Source organism: Variovorax sp. V213, assembly GCF_041154455.1.
Lineage (GTDB): Bacteria > Pseudomonadota > Gammaproteobacteria > Burkholderiales > Burkholderiaceae_C > Variovorax.
Genome location: NZ_AP028664.1, coordinates 997,350 through 1,018,522 on the forward strand (window position 1 = coordinate 997,350; position 21,173 = coordinate 1,018,522).

The following is a 21,173-nucleotide window of genomic DNA, read 5'->3' on the forward strand; positions in this document are numbered from 1 at the left end:
GACTTCATGAGAAAGCTGCTGCTCCTGTTGGCCTTGTGCGTGGCCGGCGCGGCCAGCCTGGCCGCCGCGGCGGCCGATGCCGAGCCGCGCTACACCGTCGTGAAGATCGACCTTCGCAAGGAACGGCTCGAGCTGTTCCTGCGCGACGATGCGGGCGTCGAGTTGAAGCGCTTCGACCGCCTGGAGGCCTGGCTCGCCGCGCAGAACCGGCAGCTCCTGTTCGCGATGAATGCCGGCATGTACCACGCCGACTTTTCCCCGGTGGGCCTCCTGGTGCAGGAGGGGCGCGAGGTTTCGCCGCTCAACCTGTCGACCGACGCGGGCAACTTCTTCCTCAAGCCCAACGGCGTGTTCCTGGTGTCCCGCACGGGGAGGCCGCGCGTGGTCGAGTCGTCGGAGTACCCGGCGCTGTCCAAGGGCGTTCGGCTGGCGACGCAGTCGGGCCCGCTGCTGCTGCGCCGAGGCAGGGTGCATCCCGCTTTCATTCCCGACTCGGATTCGCGCAAGATCCGCAACGGCGTGGGCGTGTCGGGCCATACGGCGATCTTCGTGATCAGCGAACAACCGGTGAACTTTTACGAGTTCGCGCTCTACTTTCGCGACGTGCTGCGCTGCCGCGACGCGCTCTACCTCGACGGCACCGTGTCGGCATTGCATTCGCCCTCCTTGCGGCGCAGCGATTTCGTCAGGGAGCTGGGCCCGATACTCGGCGTGGCGGTGCCATGAACCGGCTTCAGGACACCGCGTTTTCATTCAGGATTTATTGAGCAATGACCCAGGCCCTTCCCATTCTTTCGCTCGTCGAAACCCGCGTGCTCGGCGTGCTGGCCGAGAAGCAGCGCACCGTGCCCGACAGCTATCCGCTGACGCTCAACTCGCTGGTGTCCGGCTGCAACCAGAAGACCAGCCGCAGCCCGGTGCTCGAACTGAGCGAGGCGCAGGTGCAGGCCGCCATCGACAGCCTGAAGGGCTACAGCCTGGTGGCGGAAACCAGCGGCGGCCGGGCCTTTCGCTACGAACACAACGTCGACCGCGTGCTGCGCATTCCGTCGCAGTCGGTCATCCTGCTCACCGTGCTGATGCTGCGCGGCCCGCAAACGGCCGGCGAACTGCGCATTGCCTGCGACCGCATGCACAACTTCGCCGACATCTCGTCGGTCGAAGGCTTTCTCGATGAACTCACCGAGCGTCCGGCCGGCGCCTTGGTGGTGAAGCTCGCGCGCCTGCCGGGCGCGCGCGAAAGCCGCTGGGCGCATCTGCTGAGCGGCGCGCCGGCGGAAGAGCTCGCCGGGCCGGGTGGCGGCTCGGCCGAGGGAGCGTATGCACCTCACGATGCATCGCTCGGCGAGGTCGCGGCGCTCAAGGCCAACGTGGCGCGGCTCGAGGCCGAGCTCGCCTCTCTCAAGGCGCTGGTGGGGCGGGTGTGCTCGGAACTCGGAATTTCCGAGGCGAAGTGATCCGGCGTCGCGGGCACTAGCCCGTCAGTGCCGTTGTTGTCGGCGGCACCGGCCGCGCAGACCGCACCTCGCCGGCCAGCTGCAGCAATTCGTCGACTTCCCAATGGTCGTCGGCATGCGCGCCGTACTTGCACGCCACGATGCGCCCCTGCGCGTCGACGAGAAAGTCCGCCGGCAGACCCAGGATGCCATTCTCGGCCCGGGTGTAGAAACGCCTGGCCGCCAGGATCCACCGCAGCCCGCTCCAGAAGACGCGGATATTCAAGAGCGCTCGCACCGAGGTCTCGACGCCGAACGCCTTGAAGTACTTCTTGCCGGGGTCGGCAATGCAATCGAATGGAAGCTGCGCCTGGTACTTGAGCATTTCTTCGCGTGACGAATGAAAGAAGACGAGCTGGCGGATGCCGGCCGCGGCAATTTCCGCATGGCGCCTGCCCATGGTGAGGAGGTGAAAGTTGCACACCGGGCAGCCCGCGAAACGCCGGAACTGAAGATGCACGTAGCGCGGCAGCGGGTCCGGAACATGGACGGGCATGCCGTGGATGGTGCTGGCGGTAATCAGGGGAGCGGCGTTGCCGGGCGCGAATTTCACGGGCTTTCCTTTTTTAAACGTACACCGTACGTAATTGAATATACTCGCGTCTTCCGAACTGCGTCAACATCCACTCTTATGGGACGACCCGCCAAATTCACGCATTCACAGCTCCAGGCCGCCGCGTTGGCTCTTGTCGACAGGGAAGGGCTGTCGGGGCTGTCCATGCGCGCGCTGGCCAGCGAGCTCGGCACCGGCGCGATGACGCTCTACAACTACGTTTCGCAGCGCGAGGACATCGACCTGCTGGTGGTGGAGGCGGTGATCGGCGAGGCGCGCTGGCCCGAAGGCAGTCACGCGGCCTGGCAGGACGAAGTCCGGGTCATCGCCACTGCGTTGTGGCAGGCGGTACGGGCCCATCCCCATGCCATTGCGCTGATCCTTACGCGCCGAAGCCGTTCGCCGGCCGTCTTCGAGGCGACCGAGGCGATGCTGCGCGCCCTGGCCCGCAGCGGACGCTCGGGGCAGGCGCTGCTCATCGCCTTCCGGGCCGTGTCGGGCCTGATCACGGGGCTCGCGCAGTCGGAACTTGCGGGTCCGCTGGCCTTGCAGGCGTCGGAGTCGGCGGAGCTCACCATCGAACGATTCCGGGCCTTGCCGGAAGACCGCTTTGCGCACCTGATCGACATCGCGAATGCAGCGACTGGCAGCACGGCCGACCGAGAGTTTCAAGCCAGCCTGGACCTGTTGCTGGCAGGGCTTTCCGCAGAGGGCAGCGCCGCGCGCTGATCTCCGTCAGGCTGCGGCTTCCCATCCGAAGAACCGCAGCACCTCGCTTTTCTGCTGCATCGCGTCGGCCCGCCCGAGCGCCATAAGCTCGCGCGTGTAGGCCGATTCAAACAGCAGGTAGCTTGCGAGCGCGCCGCCCTTCACGTCGGCCGCGGCCTTGGAGCCGCCCAGCAGGTGGCGCACCGCGCCGGGCAGGGCATCGACATGGCGTGCCGCAATCACGTCGAGCCGCTCCGACGGAGAAATCACCAGCAGGTCGAGCGGACGCAGCGAGCTCGACTTGCGCGCTTCTTCGGGTATGAGGCCGAGCGTGTGGTTGATGCGCCGCAGCCGCTCGATGTCCACGGCCAGCGCGTCGAGAAAGATGCTCGACAGTGCGTGGCCCGCGATCTGCGCCATGGTGGGATAGCCGCTGTAGGTGTTGGGCGCGTCGGTGTCGCGCGGCTCATGCATGCGGCCGGCGCCGATCACCAGGATGCGCTTGGCGCCGAGGTGGATCGCCGCGGCAATCGGCGCCGACTGGCGCATCGAGCCGTCGCCGAAATATTCGGTATGTCCCTGCATCGGCAGCGCCGTGGCCGGAAACACGAAGGGAATGGCCGACGAGGCCAGCAGGTGCGCATGGCTGATGCGGCCGCGCACCGAGAGCCGCTGCGAACGCACCCAGGGCTCCATCGGCACAGCGGCTTCGAAGAAGGTCACGTGCTCGCCCGAGCTGTAGCTCGATGCGGTGACGGCCAGCGCCTGCACGTGGCCTTCCTGCATCAGCCGGGGCAGGCGTTCCAGCGGCACCATCCGGCCGAGCAACTGGGCCAGCGGCGCGTTGTCGAGCAGCGAACGCGGCCTGACGCGCATCCAGTTGGCCGCGTAGCGCCCGAGCCCGAGCAGCATGCGCCAGCGCGCGCCGCTGCCAATGACCGAGAGCGAGTCGGCGCGGTACACCTGGCCGGCGTGGAAGTCGCGCCAGACCTGCGCGATGCGTGCGACGGCTTCGTCGAAGTCGTCGGCGCCGCAGGCCAGCGCGGCCGCGTTGATGGCCCCGGCCGAGGTGCCCGTGATCACGGGGAAGGGATTGCCCCCGCCGGCGAAGCCCGCCGCACGCCGGATGCCGGCGATGGCCTCGAGCACGCCGACCTGGTAGGCGGCCCGGGCACCGCCGCCGGTGAGCAATAGGCCGGTGACCGGGGGTGTCGGAGGCATTGTTCTTGTTGCTGTGGCTGTTCAGAAAAGGCTCGCTCCCCCATGGTTTGCGGGGTGTTGCCCCCGGCAGCGGGAAGGCGAAGCGGCCGGAGCGCGCGGTGCCCGGTGGCAAGCCACTAGACTACCCGCCATTCAGGAGTTAGATCAATGGCACTCACCCCAGACGGGCTCATGGACGCGCTCAAGGCCGTCGCAGACCCGAATACCGGCAAGAACTTCGTGGCGACGCGGTCGCTCAAGAATCTGCAGATATCGGACGGCGACGTATCGTTCGACCTCGAACTCGGCTACCCGGCCAGGAGCCAGCACGCGGCCCTGCGCAAGGCGCTGGTGGCGGCTGCAAAGACGGTGCCGGGCGTGAGCAACGTCTCCGTCAACATCGTCACCAAGGTCATCAGCCACGCGGTGCAGCGCGGCGTGCAGCTGATGCCCAACGTCAAGAACATCATCGCGGTGGCGTCCGGCAAGGGCGGCGTGGGCAAGAGCACCACGGCGGCCAACCTGGCGCTGGCGCTGGCGTCCGAAGGCGCAGCCGTCGGGCTGCTCGATGCCGACATCTACGGCCCGAGCCAACCCATGATGCTGGGCATCGAGGGCCGGCCCGAGAGCGAGGACGGCAAGACCATGGAGCCGCTGGAGAACCACGGCGTGCAGGTCATGTCGATCGGCTTCCTGGTCGACCAGGACGAGGCCATGATCTGGCGCGGCCCCATGGCCACCCAGGCGCTGGAGCAGCTGCTGCGCCAGACCAACTGGAAAGACCTCGACTACCTGATCGTCGACATGCCGCCCGGCACCGGCGACATCCAGCTGACCCTGTCGCAGCGGGTGCCCATGACCGGCGCGGTGATCGTCACCACGCCCCAGGACATCGCGCTGCTCGACGCCAAGAAGGGCATCAAGATGTTCGAGAAGGTCGGCGTGCCGATTCTGGGCATCGTGGAAAACATGGCGGTGCACATCTGCTCCAACTGCGGCCACGTGGAGCACATCTTCGGCTCCGAAGGCGGCAAGAAGATGGCCGAGCAATACCAGATGGAATACCTGGGCGCGCTGCCGCTGGACATCAACATCCGGCTGCAGGCCGACAGCGGCAAGCCCACCGTGGTGGCCGACCCCGACGGCGAAGTGGCCGGCATATACAAGGCCGTGGCCCGCCGAGTGGCCGTGGGCATCGCCGAAAAGGCCAAGGACTTCTCGGCGAAGTTCCCGACCATCTCCATCAGCAAGAACACCTGATCGGCGGCGCGCCCGTGAATCTTCTCGCGTCGATGCGCTATCTGGTCGCACTGAGCGAGCACAAGCATTTCGGGCGCGCGGCGCAGGCCTGCCACATCACGCAGCCGGCGCTGTCGAATGCGCTGCGCTCGCTCGAAAGCGAGTTCGGCGTGGTCATCGTGAAGCGGGCACGCGTGTACGTGGGCCTCACGCACGAAGGCGAGCGCGTGCTGGCCACGGCGCAGCGCATGCTGCGCGACAACGAGGTGCTGCAGCAGGAGCTGCGCAGCGAAGAAGGCCATCCGCGCGGGCGGCTGCGCATGGCGGCAGTGCCCACCGCGATTCCGATGCTGTCGCGCTTTGCCGCCATGCTGCATGAGCTGCACCCGGGCATCGTGCCGGCCGTGCTGTCGATGAGCTCGCAAGACCTGGAAATGGGGCTGGAAAGCCTCTCCGTCGACCTGGCGCTCGGCTACACCGAACGCATGCACCTGCCGGGCATCAAGCTCACGGCATGGCCGCAGAGCGTGGAGCACTACTTCCTGCTGCGCCGCGCGGCAAGGCCCTCGGCCGACCGGCTGCGCATCGGCCGGCCGATGACCTGGGCCGACGCCGGCAAGCTGCCGCTGTGCCTGCTCACGCCCGACATGCACAACCGCTCCATCATCGACCAGGCGCTGCGCGACGCCGGCATCGCGCTGGAGCCGGCGATCGAGACCAACTCGGTACTTACCCTTGCATTGGCCGTGCTCGCGGGCACCGTCAGCAGCGTGCTTCCCGGCTCGATGGTCGCCGCCGTGCGCAGCTACCGGGAACTGGAGGCGCTGCCGCTGGTGGGCCCCGAGGTCAAGACCCCGCTGGGCTTCATGACCCAGACCGGCGTGCGCCCCTCGCGCGCGCTCGACGCCGCCCTGGTTTTCCTGCAGACGCCGGCCTGGCGCGAGCAGGTGCGGCTGCACAGCGGTGCGCTGGGCGAATAGCTGGCGGCCGGCCCTGTACCGGGTCACCATTTAGTTATTGAATCGATCGATGCACCGATCGAATTTGACGCGTCCATGGCGGCCCCACACACTCGGTAAGCCTTTGAGTATCCGCTCGAGGCATTGCCAGACAGACATTCGAAAAAAGGCCTAGGCAGTGAACAACCACCCAGCCACGACCCGCGAGACAACAACCACGGCGGCCCCGACGCACACCATCGTGCCGCTCGCCACCGCCGACGAGATGCGCGAGCGCATCCGCCGCAAGAGCAAGCTCAAGGGTCGCCAGCCCGAGGAAGCGGCGCTCCTCGAAGTGCGCACGCTCATCGGCGCGCGTCCGGCCGAGGGCCACCGGCGCGACCTGCTCATCGAGCACCTGCACAAGCTCAACGACGCCTTCCGTTGCCTGCACGACCGCCACCTGGTGGCGCTGGCGCGGGAAATGAACATTCCCATGGCCGAGGTCTACGAGGTCGCGACCTTCTATCACCACTTCGAGGTGGTGCGCGGCGACGATGCGGCGCCCGGCCTCACCGTTCGCGTGTGCGACGGCCTGGCGTGCGAGCTGGCCGGTGCCAGGGATCTGCTGGCGCGGCTGCCCGCGTTGCTCGGCGTTGGCAGCGGCGACGTGCGCGTGATTGCCGCGCCCTGCGTCGGCCGCTGCGAGCAGGCACCCGTGGCGGTCGTCGACCAGCAGGCCGTGCCGCTCGCGACCACCGGCAAGGTGCTGCAGGCGCTGAAGTCCGATCCCGACGAAGCCACGGTCGCGTACTTCGACGCCGCCGCGTTCGCCGAGAAAAGCGTCTCGCCGCTGCCAGGCGCCATCGAGCGCATGCCGGCCTTCACCGACTATGCCACCTACCGTGCGCATGGCGGCTACACGCTTGCGGCCGCGCTCGTCAACGGCGAGGAAGACGCCGAGGCCATCATCAAGACCATGGAAGACTCGGGCCTGCGCGGCCTGGGCGGCGCGGGCTTTCCGGCCGGGCGCAAGTGGCGCATCGTGCGCGACCAGCCCGCGCCTCGGCTCATGGCGGTGAACATCGACGAAGGCGAGCCCGGCACCTTCAAGGACCGCACGTACCTCGAGCGCGATCCGCACCGCTTTCTCGAAGGCCTGGTGGTGGCGGCGCAGATCGTCGGCATCGAGCAGTGCTACATCTACCTGCGCGACGAATACCATGACTGCCGGGTGCTGCTCGAAACCGAGCTGGCCCGGCTCCAGGCCGATCCGCCCTGCGCGCTGCCGCGCATCGAGCTGCGGCGCGGTGCGGGCGCCTACATTTGCGGCGAAGAGTCGGCGATGATCGAAAGCATCGAGGGCAAGCGCGGCGAACCGCGCATGCGACCGCCGTACATCGCGCAGGTGGGCCTGTTCGGCCGCCCGACGCTGGAACACAACTTCGAAACCCTCTACTGGGTGCGCGACATCGTCGAAAAAGGCGCGGCCTGGTTCAGCGGCTTCGGCCGCCATGGCCGCAAGGGCCTGCGCAGCTTCAGCGTGAGCGGCCGGGTGAAGCACCCGGGCGTCAAGCTCGCGCCCGCCGGCATCACGGTGCAGGAACTCATCGACGAATACTGCGGCGGCATGCTCGACGGCCACTCGCTCTATGCCTACCTGCCCGGCGGCGCGTCGGGCGGCATCCTGCCGGCGCGCATGAACGACATTCCGCTCGACTTCGACACGCTGCAGCCCTACGGCTGCTTCATCGGCTCGGCCGCCGTGATGGTGCTGAGCCAGCACGACCGCGCACGCGACGCCGCGCTGAACGTGATGCGCTTCTTCGAGCACGAGAGCTGCGGTCAGTGCACGCCATGCCGCGTCGGCACCGCCAAGGCCGCTGCGCTGATGCATGCGCCGGTGTGGGACAACACCACACTCGAAGACCTGGCCCAGGTCATGGGCGACGCCTCCATCTGCGGGCTCGGCCAGGCGGCCCCCAACCCGATTCGCTGCATCCAGCAATACTTTCCGGAGGAGGTGGCATGAACGCCCCGTCCAAGCTCGCGGAGCTGATGCCGCAAACGATCGAGTTCACGCTCGACGGCCAACCCATCCAGGCCTTCGACGGCGAGACCATCTTCAAGGCAGCCGAGCGCCACGGCGTCGACATTCCCCACCTGTGCTTCAAGGACGGCTACCGCCCCGACGGCAACTGCCGCGCGTGCGTGGTCGAGGTGAAGGGCGAGCGCACGCTGGCACCCAGCTGCTGCCGCAACGTGACGGCCGGCATGGAAGTGAAGGCCACCAGCGAGCGGGCCCTCAAGAGCCAGAAGATGGTGGTCGAGATGCTGCTGTCCGACATGCCCGACGAAGGCTACAAATGGATCGGCGACGACGCCACCCAGCAGCACGGCGAACTCAGCGCCTGGGCGAAGAAGCTCGACATCGCGGTGCGGCCCGAGCTCAAGGCGCTGCGCCGCGAGCAGCCGAAGGCCGACATCTCGCACCCAGCGATGGCCGTCAACCTGGACGCCTGCATCCAGTGCAACCGCTGTGTGCGCGCCTGCCGCGAAGAGCAGGTCAACGACGTCATCGGCTACGCCCTGCGCGGGGCCGACAGCAAGATCGTGTTCGACCTGGACGACCCGATGGGCGACAGCACCTGCGTGGCCTGCGGCGAATGCGTGCAGGCCTGCCCCACCGGCGCGCTCATGCCCAAGAGCCACATCGGATCGCAGCAGGTCGACCGCAAGGTCGATTCGGTGTGCCCGTTCTGCGGCGTGGGTTGCCTCGTCACCTACAACGTGAAGGACGAGAAGATCGTCAGCGTCGATGGCCGCGACGGACCGGCCAACCACAACCGCCTGTGCGTGAAGGGCCGCTTCGGCTTCGACTACGCGCACCACCCGCAGCGCCTGACCACGCCGCTGATCCGAAAGCCCGGCGTGCCGAAGGACTTCGGCGATGCGCCGCGGCCCGGCGACTGGAGCGAGTATTTCCGCGAAGCCACCTGGGAAGAAGCGCTGGCGCTTACCAGCGGAAAGCTCTCGGGCTTGCGCGATACCTACGGCGCCAAGTCGCTCGCGGGCTTCGGTTCGGCCAAGGGCAGCAACGAAGAGGCCTACCTGTTCCAGAAGCTCGTGCGCACGGGCTTCGGCAGCAACAACATCGACCACTGCACGCGTCTGTGCCACGCCTCCAGCGTGGCCGCGCTGCTCGAAGGCGTGGGCTCGGGCGCGGTGAGCAACCAGGTCAACGACGTGGAGCACGCGGGGCTGATCTTCGTCATCGGCTCCAACCCCACGGCCAACCACCCGGTGGCCGCCACCTGGATGAAGAACGCCGCCCAGCGCGGCGCGAAGATCGTGCTGGCCGACCCGCGCCGCACCGACATCAGCCGCCATGCCTGGCGCACGCTGCAGTTCAAGGCCGACACCGACGTGGCCATGCTCAACGCGCTGATCCACGCCGTGATCGACGAGGGCCTGGTCGACCAGGAGTTCGTGCGCACGCGCGCCAGCAACTACGAAGCGCTGCGCGAGAACGTCAAGGGCTACAGCCCCGAGGCGATGGCACCCATCTGCGGCGTGCCGGCGGAAACGCTGCGCGAAGTGGCGCGGGCCTTTGCCACCGCCAAGGGGGCGATGATCCTTTGGGGCATGGGCATCAGCCAGCACGTGCACGGCACCGACAACGCGCGCTGCCTCATCGCGCTGGCCACCGTCACCGGGCAGATCGGCAAGCCCGGCTCGGGCCTGCACCCGCTGCGCGGCCAGAACAACGTGCAGGGCGCGAGCGACGCGGGCCTGATCCCGATGATGTTCCCCAACTACCAGCGCGTCGACAACCCGGCGGTGCATGCCTGGTTCGAAGACTTCTGGGGCACGCCGCTCGATGCGACGCCGGGCTACACCGTGGTCGAGATCATGCACAAGGCGCTGGCGCCCGACACCGATCCGCACAAGGTGCGCGGCATGTACATCATGGGCGAGAACCCGGCCATGAGCGACCCCGATCTGAACCATGCGCGCCATGCGCTCGCGAGCCTGGAGCACCTGGTGGTGCAGGACATCTTCATGACCGAGACCGCGTGGCTCGCCGACGTGGTGCTGCCCGCGAGCGCCTGGCCCGAGAAGACCGGCACGGTGAGCAACACCGACCGCATGGTGCAGCTCGGCAAGCGCGCGCTCAACCCGCCGGGCGACGCGCGGCCCGATCTCTGGATCATCCAGCAGATCGCCAGGGGCATGGGCCTGCAGTGGAACTACGAGGGCGAAGAGTCCGGTGTGGCCGCGGTCTACGAGGAAATGCGCCAGGCCATGCACGCGGTGATCAGCGGCATCAGCTGGGAGCGGCTGCAGCGCGATTCGAGCGTGACCTATCCCTGCCTGAGCGAGGACGACCCAGGCCAGCCGACCGTGTTCATCGACGACTTCCCGACCGCCGACGGGCGCGTGAAGCTGGTGCCCGCCGACATCATTCCGGCAGACGAGCGGCCCGATGCCGAGTACCCGTTCGTGCTCATCACGGGCCGCCAGCTCGAGCACTGGCACACCGGCAGCATGACCCGCCGCGCCACCGTGCTCGATGCGCTGGAGCCCATGGCCACCGCGTCGATGAACCAGGCCGACCTGCAGAAGCTCGGCCTCGAGGCCGGCGACGTGATCACCGTGCAATCGCGGCGCGGCGAGGTGGCCATCCACGTTCGGCGCGACGACGGCACGCCGAACGGCGCGGTGTTCGTGCCCTTCGCGTACTACGAGGCGGCGGCCAACCTGATGACCAATGCCGCGCTCGATCCGCTCGGCAAGATCCCCGAGTTCAAGTATTGCGCGGTGCGCATCCAGCGCGGCGGCCAGCCGATGGCGGCGGCCGGCTACGGAACCGGTTCAGGCGTGCTGGCGACGGTGGACTGACGCGGGCGGCAGGGGGAAGCGTGGGCGAGGGCGCGGGCATGGTTTAACCTTTGCGCCCAACGCCCCCGCACCGCTCACCACCACCGGCATGAAAACCAGAGTCCAGTTCCGCCTGCGCATCTACAGGGACGACAGCATTGCCTTCGGTCCAGGCAAGATCGACGTGCTGGAAGCCGTGGCGCAAACCGGCTCGATCTCGGCCGCGGCGCGCCAACTGGGCATGTCGTACCGGCGTGCCTGGATGCTGATCGACGAGATGAACCACGCCCTGAGTTCCCCGGCCGTGAACACCGCGGCCGGCGGCTCGCGCGGCGGCGGCACTGCGCTCACGCCCGTGGGTGAGGAAATCGTCAAGCACTACCGTGCCATCGAGAACGCCGCGCGCCTGGCCACGGCGGCCGACGTCCGTGCATTGACGCGCCTGCTGGCGCCCTGATCCATCCCCCGCGCTGTATCCGAAAGGATATCGGCGCCATCCTCCCGCAGCCGCCACGGACCTCTTTTCGAGGGGGAAAGTCCGTTCGTGCAACAATTGCGTTGTATCTTCATGAATACGACGAACTCCCTCATTGCCTCGGCCGACTGGTTCCCTCTGGTGCTGTCGCTCAAGGTGGCCGCGGTCGCGACGCTGCTGGCGCTCGTTGCCGGCGTGGCGCTGGGCTGGGTGTTCGCGCGCAAGCGTTTTCCGGGCGACACGGTGCTGGAGGCGGTGTTCATGCTGCCGCTGGTGCTGCCGCCCACCGTCATCGGCTACGCCATCCTGGTGGCCGCGGGGCGCCACAGCCCGCTCGGCAGCTGGCTGCGCGAGCATTTCGACTATTCCATCATCTTCAGCTGGCATGGCGCCGTCGTGGCTTCGGCCGTGGTGGCGCTGCCGCTGGTGCTGAAGTCGGCCAGCGCCGCCTTCGCGGGCGTCGACCGCTCGCTGGAGGCTGCCGCCAGCACGCTGCGCCAGTCGCCGTTCTCGGTTTTCGTGCGGGTGACGCTGCCGCTGGCCTGGCCCGGCATCCTGGCCGGCACGCTGCTCGCTTTCGCGCGCGCCATGGGCGAGTTCGGCGCCTCGCTGATGGTGGCGGGTTCCATTCCGCAGCAGACCCAGACGTTGTCGATGGCGATCTACGACGCGGTGCAGGCCGGCCATGACCAGCTGGCATTGCTGCTGGTGGTGGTGACGTCTCTGCTGTCGGTCACGGTGCTGGTGCTGTCGAACCGCTTCTTTTCGCTGCGCTGACCGATCGACCCCCCACCCCGAGGAACCCGCATGCGCCCGCTCCGCCTCCTGTCTCTTGTGCTTGTCTTGGCGCTGCCGCTGGGCGCGGCGGCCCAGCAGATCACCGTGTCCGCGGCCGCCAGCCTGACGGACGCGTTCAAGGCGCTCGGGCCGAAGTTCGAGGCCACGAAGCCGGGCGCCACGGTGCGCTTCAATTTTGCGGCCTCGGGAGTGCTGCTGCAGCAGATTGCGCAGGGGGCGCCGGTCGACGTGTTCGCCAGCGCCGACCAGGAGACGATGGGCCGCGCCGCCGAGCAGAAGCTCATCGATGCGGCCACGCGCCGGAACTTCGCGAGCAACGGCCTGGTGCTGATCGAGCCGCTGAAGGACGCGGTCGGCGTCAAATCGCTGCAGGACCTCGCCGGCGCGGGCGTGCGGAAAATCGCGGTCGGCAAGACCGCCACGGTGCCGGTCGGCCGCTACACGCGGCAGGTGCTGGAAGGGGCGGGGCTCTGGAGCGTGCTCGAGCCCAAGTTCGTGCAGGCCGACAGCGTGCGCCAGGTGCTCGACTACGTGGCCCGCGGCGAGGTCGAGGCCGGCTTCGTCTACCGCACCGATGCGGCCGTGATGGGCGACAAGGTCAGGGTCGCCTTCGCGCCTGCAACCTCCATGCCGGTGACCTACCCGGTCGCGGTGGTCGCCGACAGCCGGCAGAAAGCGCTGGCCGGCGATTTCGTGGCTTTTCTTTCCAGCGACGCCGCGCGCGAAGTCCTGGCGCATTACGGTTTCGGCAAGCGATGATCGACGTCGACCTGAGGCTCACGGTCACCGACGGCACCCGCCGCTTCGACCTGGCGGCGCGCTTCGCGACCGACGTGCCTTTTGCTGCGCTCTACGGACCCTCGGGCGCCGGCAAGTCGCTCACGTTGCAGGCAATTGCGGGGCTGCTGCACCCCTCCGCGGGCCATGTGCGGCTCGACGGCCGCACGCTGTACGACTCCGCCCGCGGCATCGACGTGCCGGCGCCTGCGCGGCGCATCGGCTACCTGTTCCAGAACTACGCGCTGTTCCCGCACCTGTCGGTGCGTGAGAACGTGGCTTTCGGCCTGACCGCCTGGCACCAGCGCAAGCTGCCGCCGCGCGAGGCCGAGATGGTGCAGTCGCTGCTCGAAGGCTTCGGCCTGGCGGCGCTGGCCGACAGCCGGCCGCAGAAGCTCTCGGGCGGCCAGCAGCAGCGCGTGGCGCTCGCCCGCGCGCTGGCCTGCCAGCCGCAGGTGCTGCTGCTCGACGAACCCTTTGCCGCGCTCAACCCGATGCTGCGCAGCGAACTGCGCAACGAGCTCGCGCAGGTCCGCCGCCAATGGGGCATTCCGGTGCTGATGATCACGCACGACATCGACGACGTGCTGGCGCTGGCCGACGTGGCTTTCGTCTACGACAACGGCCAGGTGGTGCGCGAGATCGACCTGCACAATGCGCAGAGCCGCGATGTCGCGTTGCGCGAGGTGGGCGGCGTGCCGGCCGCCGAGGCCACGCCGCTGCATCGAAAGCTGCGCGGGCTGCTGCTGCGGGACGCCCGCGGTGCGTGAGCTGGCCGGCGAAGCGCGCGGATGACCCTCGCCGCGAAAGCGCCTTGCGGCGGCGCTACGATCGCGGCATGAATCCCTCCATCGATGTTGCCGTCGTGATGCGCCGCGAGCGCGTCGAAAGCCGTTGGCAATCCTGGCGCTGGATTCTCGAAAGCGTCGGTCCCGACCAGCCCGGCTTCGGCACCGAGCCGCGCCTGCTCGAAGCGAGCGAGCGTGCCCAGCGCTGGCTGCACCCCGGCTTCAAGACCGAGCTGTTCCGCGACGATGTGGAGGGCTACCACCTGAATGCCACCACGCCCGCGCCCTGCTGGTTCGTGCTGTGGCGCATGGAGGAAGAACCCACCGTTGCCGACGAGCCGCTGGCGCGGCCGGTGGTGGTGAGCCTCAGCTACAACGAAGCCGGCCGCTGGCTCGACGCGCAGGAAACGGTGGAGCAGGTGCCCGCGCCCGAAGAGGTGATCGAGTGGATGCGCGGCTTCGTGCAGGCGCATTACGTGATGGAGCCCAGGCGCCGCAAGCGGCCAGAGAGTTTCCGCCCGCTGGTCGACCGCTTCGGCAACGCGGCCAGCGTGTCGACCGAGAAAAAGCGCGGACGCGGAGCGGGCGATGTCTGAGAACTTCTTCGACCGCTGGTCGCGGCGCAAGAAGGAAGCGCGCGAAGAGCTTTTGCCGCCTCCCGCGGTGCAGGAGGTGGACGAGGCGCAAGGCGCGTCCGCTGCGCACGCCGAAACCACAACGCCTCTGCCCGCGGCCGACAGCCTTGCCACCGGAGCGCCGGGAGAAATGCCGCCGCCCACGCTCGCCGATGCCGAGGCGCTCACGCCCGAGTCCGACTTCCGGCCCTTCGTGGCCAGGAACGTCGCGCCCGAGGTCAAGAACACAGCCTTCAGAAAGTTGTTTGCCGATCCGCAGTTCAACGTGATGGACGGCCTGGACACCTACGTCGACGACTATTCCAAATCGACGCCGATCCCCGACAGCGTGCTGCGCCAGATGGCCAGCGCCAAGTTCCTCAAGCTGTTCGAGCACGAGGAAGAAGAGCAGCCGCAAAAAATCGAAGAACCCGCGGAAACCCCGCACGGCGCCACGCCGCCGGACGTGGCACAGTCCGAGCACCCGGGAGACCTCCTCCCCAGCCAGCAGGTTGCCGATGCGCAACCCGCAAGCCAGAAGACCGATGACCACAACGCTGATCTGCGACTGCAACCAGACGATGCCGCTCGAGCCGAAGACGCTCGGCGCGGCGCTGGCTGAGCAGCTGCCCCTCCACTCCACCCTGTGCCGCCGCGAGGCGCCGGCTTTCCAGCGCGCCATCCGCTCGGGGGACGAAGTCGTGGTTGCCTGCACGCAGGAGCGCAAGCTGTTCACCGAGCTGGCCGAACAGACCGAAGGCGCAACCTCGCCGATCCGCTTCGTGAACATCCGCGAAACCGGCGGCTGGAGCCGCGACGCCAAGAATGCCAGCCCCAAGATCGCCGCCTTGCTGGCGGTGGCCCGCCTGCCGGAGCCCGATCCGGTCTCGACGGTGAGCTATGCGAGCCAGGGCCGGCTCTTGATTGTCGGCCCGCTCGACCAGGCCGAGAAGGCCGCCGCGCTGGTGACCGACACGCTGCAGGTCTCGATCTTTTCCACCGGCCCGGGCGCCGCCGGCGGCGGGCAGGAACGCCGCTGGCCCGTGATGGCGGGGCGCATCGCATCGCTCACAGGCTGGCTCGGCGCCTTCTCGCTGCGGTGGATGCGGGACAACCCTATCGACCTCGACCTGTGCACGCGCTGCAACGCCTGTTTGAGCGCCTGCCCCGAACAGGCGATCGGGCTGGACTACCAGATCGACCTGGCGAAGTGCACCTCGCACCGCGACTGCGAAAAAGCCTGCGGCGTGGCCGGCGCCATCAACTTCGGCCGGACGCCCGAGGCGCTCGATGCCGGGTTCGACCTGGTGCTCGACCTGGGTGCGAATGCCCTGATCGACTGGCATGCGCCGCCGCAAGGTTATTTCCACCTGGCGGGTGGGCTCGAGAACGGCGAAGGCCTGTCGACCCTGCTGCGCCTGCGCGAGCTGGTGGGCGAGTTCGAGAAGCCGAAGTTCTTCGATTACAAGCAGAAGCTCTGCGCCCACAGCCGCAACGAAGTGGTGGGATGCAACGCCTGCGTCGAGGTGTGCTCGGCGCACGCCATCTCCAGCGACAAGGAGCGCCAGCGCATCGTCGTGAACCCGCAGCTTTGCGTGGGCTGCGGCGCCTGCACCACCGTGTGCCCGACCGGCGCGCTCGGCTACACCTATCCGCGCACGCCCGACCAGGGCCGCAAGCTGCGCACGCTGCTGGCCGCCTACCTGGGTGCCGGCGGCCGGGACGCCACGGTGCTGCTGCACAACGAAGAAGGCGGGCAGGCGCTCGTCGAACGACTCGGCCGCGCCGCCCAACTGGAACGCGGCAAGCGCGACGGCCTCGGCGGCGTGCCCGCGCATGTGCTGCCGGTGGCGCTGATGCATGTGGCGAGCACCGGCATCGACCTCTGGCTCAGCGCCATTGCCTTCGGCGCGTCACAGGTGGCGGTGCTGTCCACGGGCGAAGAGGCGCCCCAGTACCTCGACGCGCTCAAGAAGCAGATGGCCGTTGCGCAGGCGCTGCTCATGGGGCTGGGCTACACCGGCACGCACTTCCACCTGATCGAGGCCGGCACGCCGGCCGCGCTCGACGCGGCACTGGCCGGCCTGCGCACCACGCGTCAGCGCGTGCCCGCCGCCGCGGCGCGCTTCGCCGTGGGTGCCGAAAAGCGCGGCACGCTCGAGATGACGCTGGACCACCTGATGGCCCAGGCGCCTGCGCTTTCGGCGCATTCGAACGATGCCGCCGCACCCCTTGAGATTCCGCTGCCTGCCGGTTCTCCCTTCGGCGCGATCACCGTCAACAAGGACACCTGCACGCTGTGCCTGGCCTGCGTGAGCGCTTGCCCCGCGAGCGCGCTGCAAGACAACCAGAATGCGCCGCAGCTGCGCTTCATCGAAAAGAACTGCGTGCAGTGCGGGCTTTGCGAAACCACCTGCCCCGAGAACGCGATTGCGCTCGTGCCGCGGCTCCTGGCCGCCCCCGAGCGCAAGCAGCCCGTGCTGCTCAACGAGGCCAAGCCCTGGGCCTGCATCCGCTGCGGCAAGCCGTTCGGAACGCAGAAAGCCATCGAGGCGATGCTCGGCAAGCTCGCGGGCCACGCCATGTTCCAGGGCGAGGCGCTCGAGCGGCTCAAGATGTGCAGCGACTGCCGGGTGATCGACCTGTACAGCGCGCAGAACGAAATGAAGATCACACAGCTATGAGCCAGTTTCCTGCCATGAGCGAAGCGCCGGGCCGCCCCAAGCGAGCTCGCACCGCAGTGCGAAGCACGAAGGTTTTCCAATGACCTCGGCGCTCGACGAGGAAATCGCGCGGGCCGAGGTTTACGGCCTGCTCGCGCGTCTCTGGTATGCGGCGCCCGACGCCGAACTGCTCGGCGCCTTCGAAGTGGCGCCGACCGAGGCGCCCGCGGCCGGCGCCTTTCTCGAGGAGCCCTGGCGGCGGCTGGTCGGCGCGGCGCGCGGCACCGATGCGGCCGCCGTGCATGCCGAGTACGACGCGCTGTTCGGTGGCATGGGCAAGCCCGAGATCTACCTGTTCGGCTCGCACTACCTGAGCGGCTTTCTCAACGACAAGCCGCTGGCGCTACTGCGCACCGACCTCGCCCGGCTCGGGCTCGCGCGCGGCGAGGCCGTGTCCGAAACCGAAGACCATGTTGCCTGCTTGTTCGAAGTAATGCGCTACCTTATTGCCGGTGACGACGCAGCGGTAGCCAACCTTGCGCAGCAACAGGCTTTTTTCGCCACCCACCTGCAGTCGTGGCTGCCCACGCTCTGCGATGCAGTGGCGCAACATCCGAAGTCGCATTTCTACGCCTCGCTGGCCGGTTTCACCCGCGCCTTCGCCGAGGTCGAAGTGCAAGGCTTCGACATGCTCGGTTGATCGCATCAATGGAAGAGTTTGATTGTCGGGAATAAGGGTCTCGACTAGTATCCAGATGTATGCAAATCAGTTCATATCTGGTTTGCCCCAGCCACTCCTGGAGATCACATGCAGGACAGCCAAGCGGCCGGCGTCAAGCCGGCCTCGCGTCGAGGTTTCTTTTTAGGTGCCGCCAGCGCCGGTGCCGCGGTTGCCGCGGTTTCGGTGCTCCCGAAGGTGGTCGACACCCCCGTGGCGGTCGAAGCTGCTGCGCCCGCGGCGAAGTCCGCGCCTGAAAAGGGCGGCGGCTATTCGCTGAGCGAACACGTCAAGCGCTACTACAAGACCGCTTCGGCCTGAAGCGGACCCCACAATGTTGTTGACCAAGAAAACAGCCCCCGCGAACAGTGTCTCGCGGCAAGGGGAACGCGAGTCTTCCGCGTTCATTCACAGCCTGCGGCGCGGCCTTTCGGGCGCGCTGCCCACCATGGACCGGCGCGCCTTCCTTCGGCGCTCCGGGCTTGGCGTGGGCGTGGGGCTGGCCGCGAGCCAGCTCACGCTGATGCGCAAGGCCGAAGCGGCCGGCGATGCGCGGCCCACCGCCATTGGCGCAGGCAAGGTCGAAATCAAGCGCACCGTGTGTTCCCACTGCTCGGTCGGCTGCGCCTCCGATGCCGTGGTCGAGAACGGCGTGTGGGTGCGCCAGGAGCCGGTGTTCGATTCACCGATCAACCTCGGCGCGCATTGCGCCAAGGGCGCCGCGCTGCGCGAGCACGGCCACGGCGAATACCGGCTGCGCTATCCGATGAAGCTGGTCAACGGCAAATACGAGCGCATCAGCTGGGACACCGCGCTGGACGAGATCACCGCCAGGCTCAAGGAACTGCGCCAGGCCAGTGGGCCCGATTCGGTCTACTGGATCGGCTCGTCCAAGCACAGCAACGAGCAGTCGTATCTGCTGCGCAAGTTCGTGAGCTTCTGGGGCAGCAACAACTGCGACCATCAGGCGCGCATCTGCCATTCGACCACGGTTGCCGGCGTCGCGAACACATGGGGCTACGGCGCCATGACCAATTCGTACAACGACATGCGCAACGCCAAGGTGGCGATGTACATCGGCTCCAACGCCGCCGAGGCGCATCCGGTCAGCATGCTGCACATGCTCCATGCCAAGGAGCATGGCTGCAAGATGATCGTGGTCGACCCGCGCTTCACGCGCACGGCGGCCAAGGCCGACGAGTACGTGCGCATCCGCTCGGGCTCCGACATCGCCTTCCTGTTCGGCATCCTGCACCACATCTTCAAGAACGGCTGGGAAGACAAGCAGTACATCAACGACCGCGTCTTCGGCATGGAAAAGGTGCGCGAAGAGGTCCTGGCCAAGTGGACCCCCGACAAGGTCGAGGAGGCCTGCGGCGTGAAAGAGGCGCAGGTGCTCAAGGTGGCCACCTGGCTCAACGAGAACCGCCCCGGCACCGTGGTGTGGTGCATGGGCCAGACCCAGCACACCATCGGCAATGCCATCGTGCGCGCCTCGTGCATCCTGCAGCTTGCGCTCGGCAACGTGGGCAAGACGGGCGGCGGCACCAACATCTTCCGCGGCCACGACAACGTGCAGGGCGCCACCGACGTGGGCCCGAACCCCGACTCGCTGCCGGGCTACTACGGCATCGTCGAAGGCTCGTGGAGGCACTTTGCGGCCACCTGGGGCGTCGACTACGAATGGATCAAGGGCCGCTTTGCGTCGCCCGCGATGATGACCAAGCCCGGCATCACCGTGTCGCGCTGGATCGACGGCGTGCTCGAGAAGAACGAGCTGATCGACCAGGACTCGAACCTGCGCGGCGTGTTCTATTGGGGCCATGCGCCCAACTCGCAGACGCGCGGCCTCGAGATGAAGCGCGCCATGGACAAGCTCGACCTGCTCGTCGTGGTCGACCCGTATCCCTCGGCCACGGCCGCCATGGCAGCCATGCCCGGCAACCCTGACGACCTCAACAAGAACCGCGCCGTCTACCTGCTGCCCGCATGCACGCAGTTCGAGACCAGCGGCTCCGTCACGGCGTCGAACCGGTCGATCCAGTGGCGTGAGAAAGTGATCGAGCCGCTGTGGGAAAGCCGCAGCGACCACATGATCATGCAGCAGTTCGCCGACCGCCTGGGCTTCGGCAAGGAGCTCAGCAAGAACTTCAAGATGCAGAAGGTCAAGGGCATGGACGAGCCCCTGCCCGACGACATCCTGCGCGAGATCAACAAGACCTGCTGGGCCGTTGGCTACACCGGCCAGAGCCCCGAGCGGCTGCAGGCCCACATGCGCAACATGGGGGCCTTCGACGTGCGCACGCTCAAGGTCAAGGCCGGCGTGAAGGACAAGGTCAACGGCTATGACCTCACGGGCGACTACTTCGGCCTGCCGTGGCCCTGCTACGGAACGCCCGAACTCAAGCACCCGGGCTCGCCCAACCTCTACGACACGTCCAAGCACGTGATGGAAGGCGGCGGCAACTTCCGCGCGAACTTCGGCGTGGAGCGCGACGGCAAGAACCTGCTGGCCGAGGACGGCTCGCATTCGGCCGGTGCCGACATCACCACCGGCTACCCGGAGCTCGACCACGTGCTGCTCAAGAAGCTGGGCTGGTGGGACGAGCTCACCGAGGCCGAGAAGCCGAAGGCCGAAGGCAAGAACTGGAAGACCGACAGCTCGGGCGGCATGATCCGCGTGTTCATGAAGAACCACGGCTGCCATCCCTTCGGCAACGCCAAGGCGCGCGCGCTGGTCTGGAACTTCCCGGACGCCATTCCGCAGCACCGCGAACCGCTGTATGGCAACCGGCCCGACCTCATGGCCAAGTATCCGACGCACGATGACAAGATGGCGTTCTGGCGGCTGCCCACGCTCTACAAGAGCGTGCAGCAGAAGAACATCGCCGACAAGGTGGCCGAGAAGTTCCCGTACGTGATGACCTCGGGCCGGCTGGTCGAATACGAAGGCGGCGGCGAGGAAACCCGCTCGAACCCCTGGCTCGCCGAGCTGCAGCAGGAGATGTTCATCGAGATCAATCCCAAGGTCGCGGCCGAAAAGGGCATCCGCAACGGCGAGCGCGCCTGGGTGCACACGCCCACGGGTGCAAAGCTCAACGTGCAGGCCCTGGTGACCGAGCGCGTGGGGCCGGACACGGTGTTCATGCCGTTCCACTTCTCGGGCCATTGGCAGGGCGTCGACATGCTCGGCCACTACCCCGCTGGCGCAGCCCCCGTGGTGCGCGGCGAGGCGATCAACACCGCAACGACCTACGGATACGACAGCGTGACCATGATGCAAGAGACCAAGACCACGGTCTGCAATGTGGAAAAGGCATAAGGA

19 protein-coding genes are annotated in these 21,173 nt (G+C 67.7%); 17 read left to right on the top strand and 2 right to left on the bottom strand.

Annotation, left to right across the window (positions count from 1 at the left end; genetic code table 11):
- The first annotated feature begins 6 nt into the window (after positions 1-6).
- Entirely contained in the window at positions 7-726 is a 720-nt protein-coding gene (locus ACAM55_RS04875; protein WP_369654924.1) for a phosphodiester glycosidase family protein, read from the top strand.
- A gap of 44 nt (positions 727-770) precedes the next feature.
- Entirely contained in the window at positions 771-1,457 is a 687-nt protein-coding gene (locus tag ACAM55_RS04880; RefSeq protein ID WP_369654925.1) for a YceH family protein, read from the top strand.
- A 16-nt stretch (positions 1,458-1,473) separates the two neighbouring features.
- Here the strand turns inward: ACAM55_RS04880 and ACAM55_RS04885 are convergent, their stop codons facing one another.
- Positions 1,474-2,049, bottom strand: a complete 576-nt coding sequence (locus ACAM55_RS04885; RefSeq protein WP_369654926.1) for a redoxin domain-containing protein — start codon at positions 2,047-2,049, stop codon at positions 1,474-1,476.
- A gap of 78 nt (positions 2,050-2,127) precedes the next feature.
- On the opposite strand from ACAM55_RS04885, the gene ACAM55_RS04890 reads away from it, so the two are divergent.
- Positions 2,128-2,778 carry a TetR/AcrR family transcriptional regulator gene (locus tag ACAM55_RS04890; protein ID WP_369654927.1) on the top strand — a complete coding sequence of 217 codons (651 nt, stop codon included), beginning with the start codon at positions 2,128-2,130 and terminating at the stop codon, positions 2,776-2,778.
- 6 nt (positions 2,779-2,784) lie between these two features.
- Here ACAM55_RS04890 and ACAM55_RS04895 read toward each other — a convergent pair whose 3' ends face one another.
- Positions 2,785-3,978, bottom strand: coding sequence for a patatin-like phospholipase family protein (locus tag ACAM55_RS04895; RefSeq protein ID WP_369654928.1), 1,194 nt, complete (start codon positions 3,976-3,978; stop codon positions 2,785-2,787).
- A 147-nt stretch (positions 3,979-4,125) separates the two neighbouring features.
- On the opposite strand from ACAM55_RS04895, the gene apbC reads away from it, so the two are divergent.
- The 14 genes from apbC (at position 4,126) to ACAM55_RS04965 (ending at position 21,170) form a co-directional block, all read left to right on the top strand.
- Positions 4,126-5,217 (top strand): iron-sulfur cluster carrier protein ApbC, encoded by a 1,092-nt coding sequence (gene apbC / locus ACAM55_RS04900; protein WP_369654929.1) that lies wholly within the window; start codon positions 4,126-4,128, stop codon positions 5,215-5,217.
- Positions 5,218-5,231: 14 nt separating this feature from the next.
- On the top strand, positions 5,232-6,176 hold the full coding sequence (locus ACAM55_RS04905) for a LysR substrate-binding domain-containing protein (RefSeq protein ID WP_369654930.1): 945 nt from the start codon (positions 5,232-5,234) through the stop codon (positions 6,174-6,176).
- Positions 6,177-6,420: 244 nt separating this feature from the next.
- Entirely contained in the window at positions 6,421-8,166 is a 1,746-nt protein-coding gene (locus ACAM55_RS04910; RefSeq protein ID WP_369656338.1) for an NAD(P)H-dependent oxidoreductase subunit E, read from the top strand.
- Positions 8,163-11,036, top strand: coding sequence for a formate dehydrogenase subunit alpha (fdhF, locus tag ACAM55_RS04915; RefSeq protein WP_369654931.1), 2,874 nt, complete (start codon positions 8,163-8,165; stop codon positions 11,034-11,036). Before ACAM55_RS04910 ends, fdhF begins: the two co-directional genes overlap by 4 nt.
- A gap of 88 nt (positions 11,037-11,124) precedes the next feature.
- Positions 11,125-11,472, top strand: coding sequence for a winged helix-turn-helix domain-containing protein (locus ACAM55_RS04920; RefSeq protein ID WP_093016265.1), 348 nt, complete (start codon positions 11,125-11,127; stop codon positions 11,470-11,472).
- A 111-nt stretch (positions 11,473-11,583) separates the two neighbouring features.
- On the top strand, positions 11,584-12,267 hold the full coding sequence (gene modB, locus ACAM55_RS04925) for a molybdate ABC transporter permease subunit (protein WP_369654932.1): 684 nt from the start codon (positions 11,584-11,586) through the stop codon (positions 12,265-12,267).
- Positions 12,268-12,297: 30 nt separating this feature from the next.
- Positions 12,298-13,047 carry a molybdate ABC transporter substrate-binding protein gene (gene modA / locus ACAM55_RS04930; protein ID WP_369654933.1) on the top strand — a complete coding sequence of 250 codons (750 nt, stop codon included), beginning with the start codon at positions 12,298-12,300 and terminating at the stop codon, positions 13,045-13,047.
- Positions 13,044-13,835, top strand: a complete 792-nt coding sequence (locus ACAM55_RS04935) for an ABC transporter ATP-binding protein (protein ID WP_369654934.1) — start codon at positions 13,044-13,046, stop codon at positions 13,833-13,835. The genes modA and ACAM55_RS04935 overlap by 4 nt, the downstream gene beginning before the upstream one ends.
- A 68-nt stretch (positions 13,836-13,903) precedes the next feature.
- Positions 13,904-14,449 carry a DUF3305 domain-containing protein gene (locus ACAM55_RS04940; RefSeq protein ID WP_369654935.1) on the top strand — a complete coding sequence of 182 codons (546 nt, stop codon included), beginning with the start codon at positions 13,904-13,906 and terminating at the stop codon, positions 14,447-14,449.
- Entirely contained in the window at positions 14,442-15,089 is a 648-nt protein-coding gene (locus ACAM55_RS04945) for a DUF3306 domain-containing protein (protein WP_369654936.1), read from the top strand. The genes ACAM55_RS04940 and ACAM55_RS04945 overlap by 8 nt, the downstream gene beginning before the upstream one ends.
- On the top strand, positions 15,013-17,151 hold the full coding sequence (locus ACAM55_RS04950; protein ID WP_369654937.1) for a 4Fe-4S dicluster domain-containing protein: 2,139 nt from the start codon (positions 15,013-15,015) through the stop codon (positions 17,149-17,151). Before ACAM55_RS04945 ends, ACAM55_RS04950 begins: the two co-directional genes overlap by 77 nt.
- A gap of 79 nt (positions 17,152-17,230) precedes the next feature.
- Positions 17,231-17,830 carry a molecular chaperone gene (locus ACAM55_RS04955; protein WP_369654938.1) on the top strand — a complete coding sequence of 200 codons (600 nt, stop codon included), beginning with the start codon at positions 17,231-17,233 and terminating at the stop codon, positions 17,828-17,830.
- A gap of 108 nt (positions 17,831-17,938) precedes the next feature.
- Entirely contained in the window at positions 17,939-18,169 is a 231-nt protein-coding gene (locus ACAM55_RS04960; RefSeq protein ID WP_369654939.1) for a formate dehydrogenase, read from the top strand.
- 13 nt (positions 18,170-18,182) lie between these two features.
- Positions 18,183-21,170, top strand: coding sequence for a formate dehydrogenase subunit alpha (locus tag ACAM55_RS04965; RefSeq protein ID WP_369654940.1), 2,988 nt, complete (start codon positions 18,183-18,185; stop codon positions 21,168-21,170).
- Positions 21,171-21,173 lie beyond the last annotated feature (3 nt).

What these genes read in the sequence shown, in the direction of transcription:
- ACAM55_RS04875 (WP_369654924.1), top strand. Translation starts at nt 7, where the DNA reads ATGAGAAAGCTGCTGCTCCTGTTGGCCTTGTGCGTGGCCGGCGCGGCC.
- ACAM55_RS04880 (WP_369654925.1), top strand. Translation starts at nt 771, where the DNA reads ATGACCCAGGCCCTTCCCATTCTTTCGCTCGTCGAAACCCGCGTGCTC.
- ACAM55_RS04890 (WP_369654927.1), top strand. Translation starts at nt 2,128, where the DNA reads ATGGGACGACCCGCCAAATTCACGCATTCACAGCTCCAGGCCGCCGCG.
- ACAM55_RS04895 (WP_369654928.1), bottom strand. Translation starts at nt 3,978, where the DNA reads ATGCCTCCGACACCCCCGGTCACCGGCCTATTGCTCACCGGCGGCGGT.
- apbC (WP_369654929.1), top strand. Translation starts at nt 4,126, where the DNA reads ATGGCACTCACCCCAGACGGGCTCATGGACGCGCTCAAGGCCGTCGCA.
- ACAM55_RS04910 (WP_369656338.1), top strand. Translation starts at nt 6,421, where the DNA reads ATGCGCGAGCGCATCCGCCGCAAGAGCAAGCTCAAGGGTCGCCAGCCC.
- fdhF (WP_369654931.1), top strand. Translation starts at nt 8,163, where the DNA reads ATGAACGCCCCGTCCAAGCTCGCGGAGCTGATGCCGCAAACGATCGAG.
- ACAM55_RS04920 (WP_093016265.1), top strand. Translation starts at nt 11,125, where the DNA reads ATGAAAACCAGAGTCCAGTTCCGCCTGCGCATCTACAGGGACGACAGC.
- modB (WP_369654932.1), top strand. Translation starts at nt 11,584, where the DNA reads ATGAATACGACGAACTCCCTCATTGCCTCGGCCGACTGGTTCCCTCTG.
- modA (WP_369654933.1), top strand. Translation starts at nt 12,298, where the DNA reads ATGCGCCCGCTCCGCCTCCTGTCTCTTGTGCTTGTCTTGGCGCTGCCG.
- ACAM55_RS04935 (WP_369654934.1), top strand. Translation starts at nt 13,044, where the DNA reads ATGATCGACGTCGACCTGAGGCTCACGGTCACCGACGGCACCCGCCGC.
- ACAM55_RS04940 (WP_369654935.1), top strand. Translation starts at nt 13,904, where the DNA reads ATGAATCCCTCCATCGATGTTGCCGTCGTGATGCGCCGCGAGCGCGTC.
- ACAM55_RS04945 (WP_369654936.1), top strand. Translation starts at nt 14,442, where the DNA reads ATGTCTGAGAACTTCTTCGACCGCTGGTCGCGGCGCAAGAAGGAAGCG.
- ACAM55_RS04950 (WP_369654937.1), top strand. Translation starts at nt 15,013, where the DNA reads ATGACCACAACGCTGATCTGCGACTGCAACCAGACGATGCCGCTCGAG.
- ACAM55_RS04955 (WP_369654938.1), top strand. Translation starts at nt 17,231, where the DNA reads ATGACCTCGGCGCTCGACGAGGAAATCGCGCGGGCCGAGGTTTACGGC.
- ACAM55_RS04960 (WP_369654939.1), top strand. Translation starts at nt 17,939, where the DNA reads ATGCAGGACAGCCAAGCGGCCGGCGTCAAGCCGGCCTCGCGTCGAGGT.
- ACAM55_RS04965 (WP_369654940.1), top strand. Translation starts at nt 18,183, where the DNA reads ATGTTGTTGACCAAGAAAACAGCCCCCGCGAACAGTGTCTCGCGGCAA.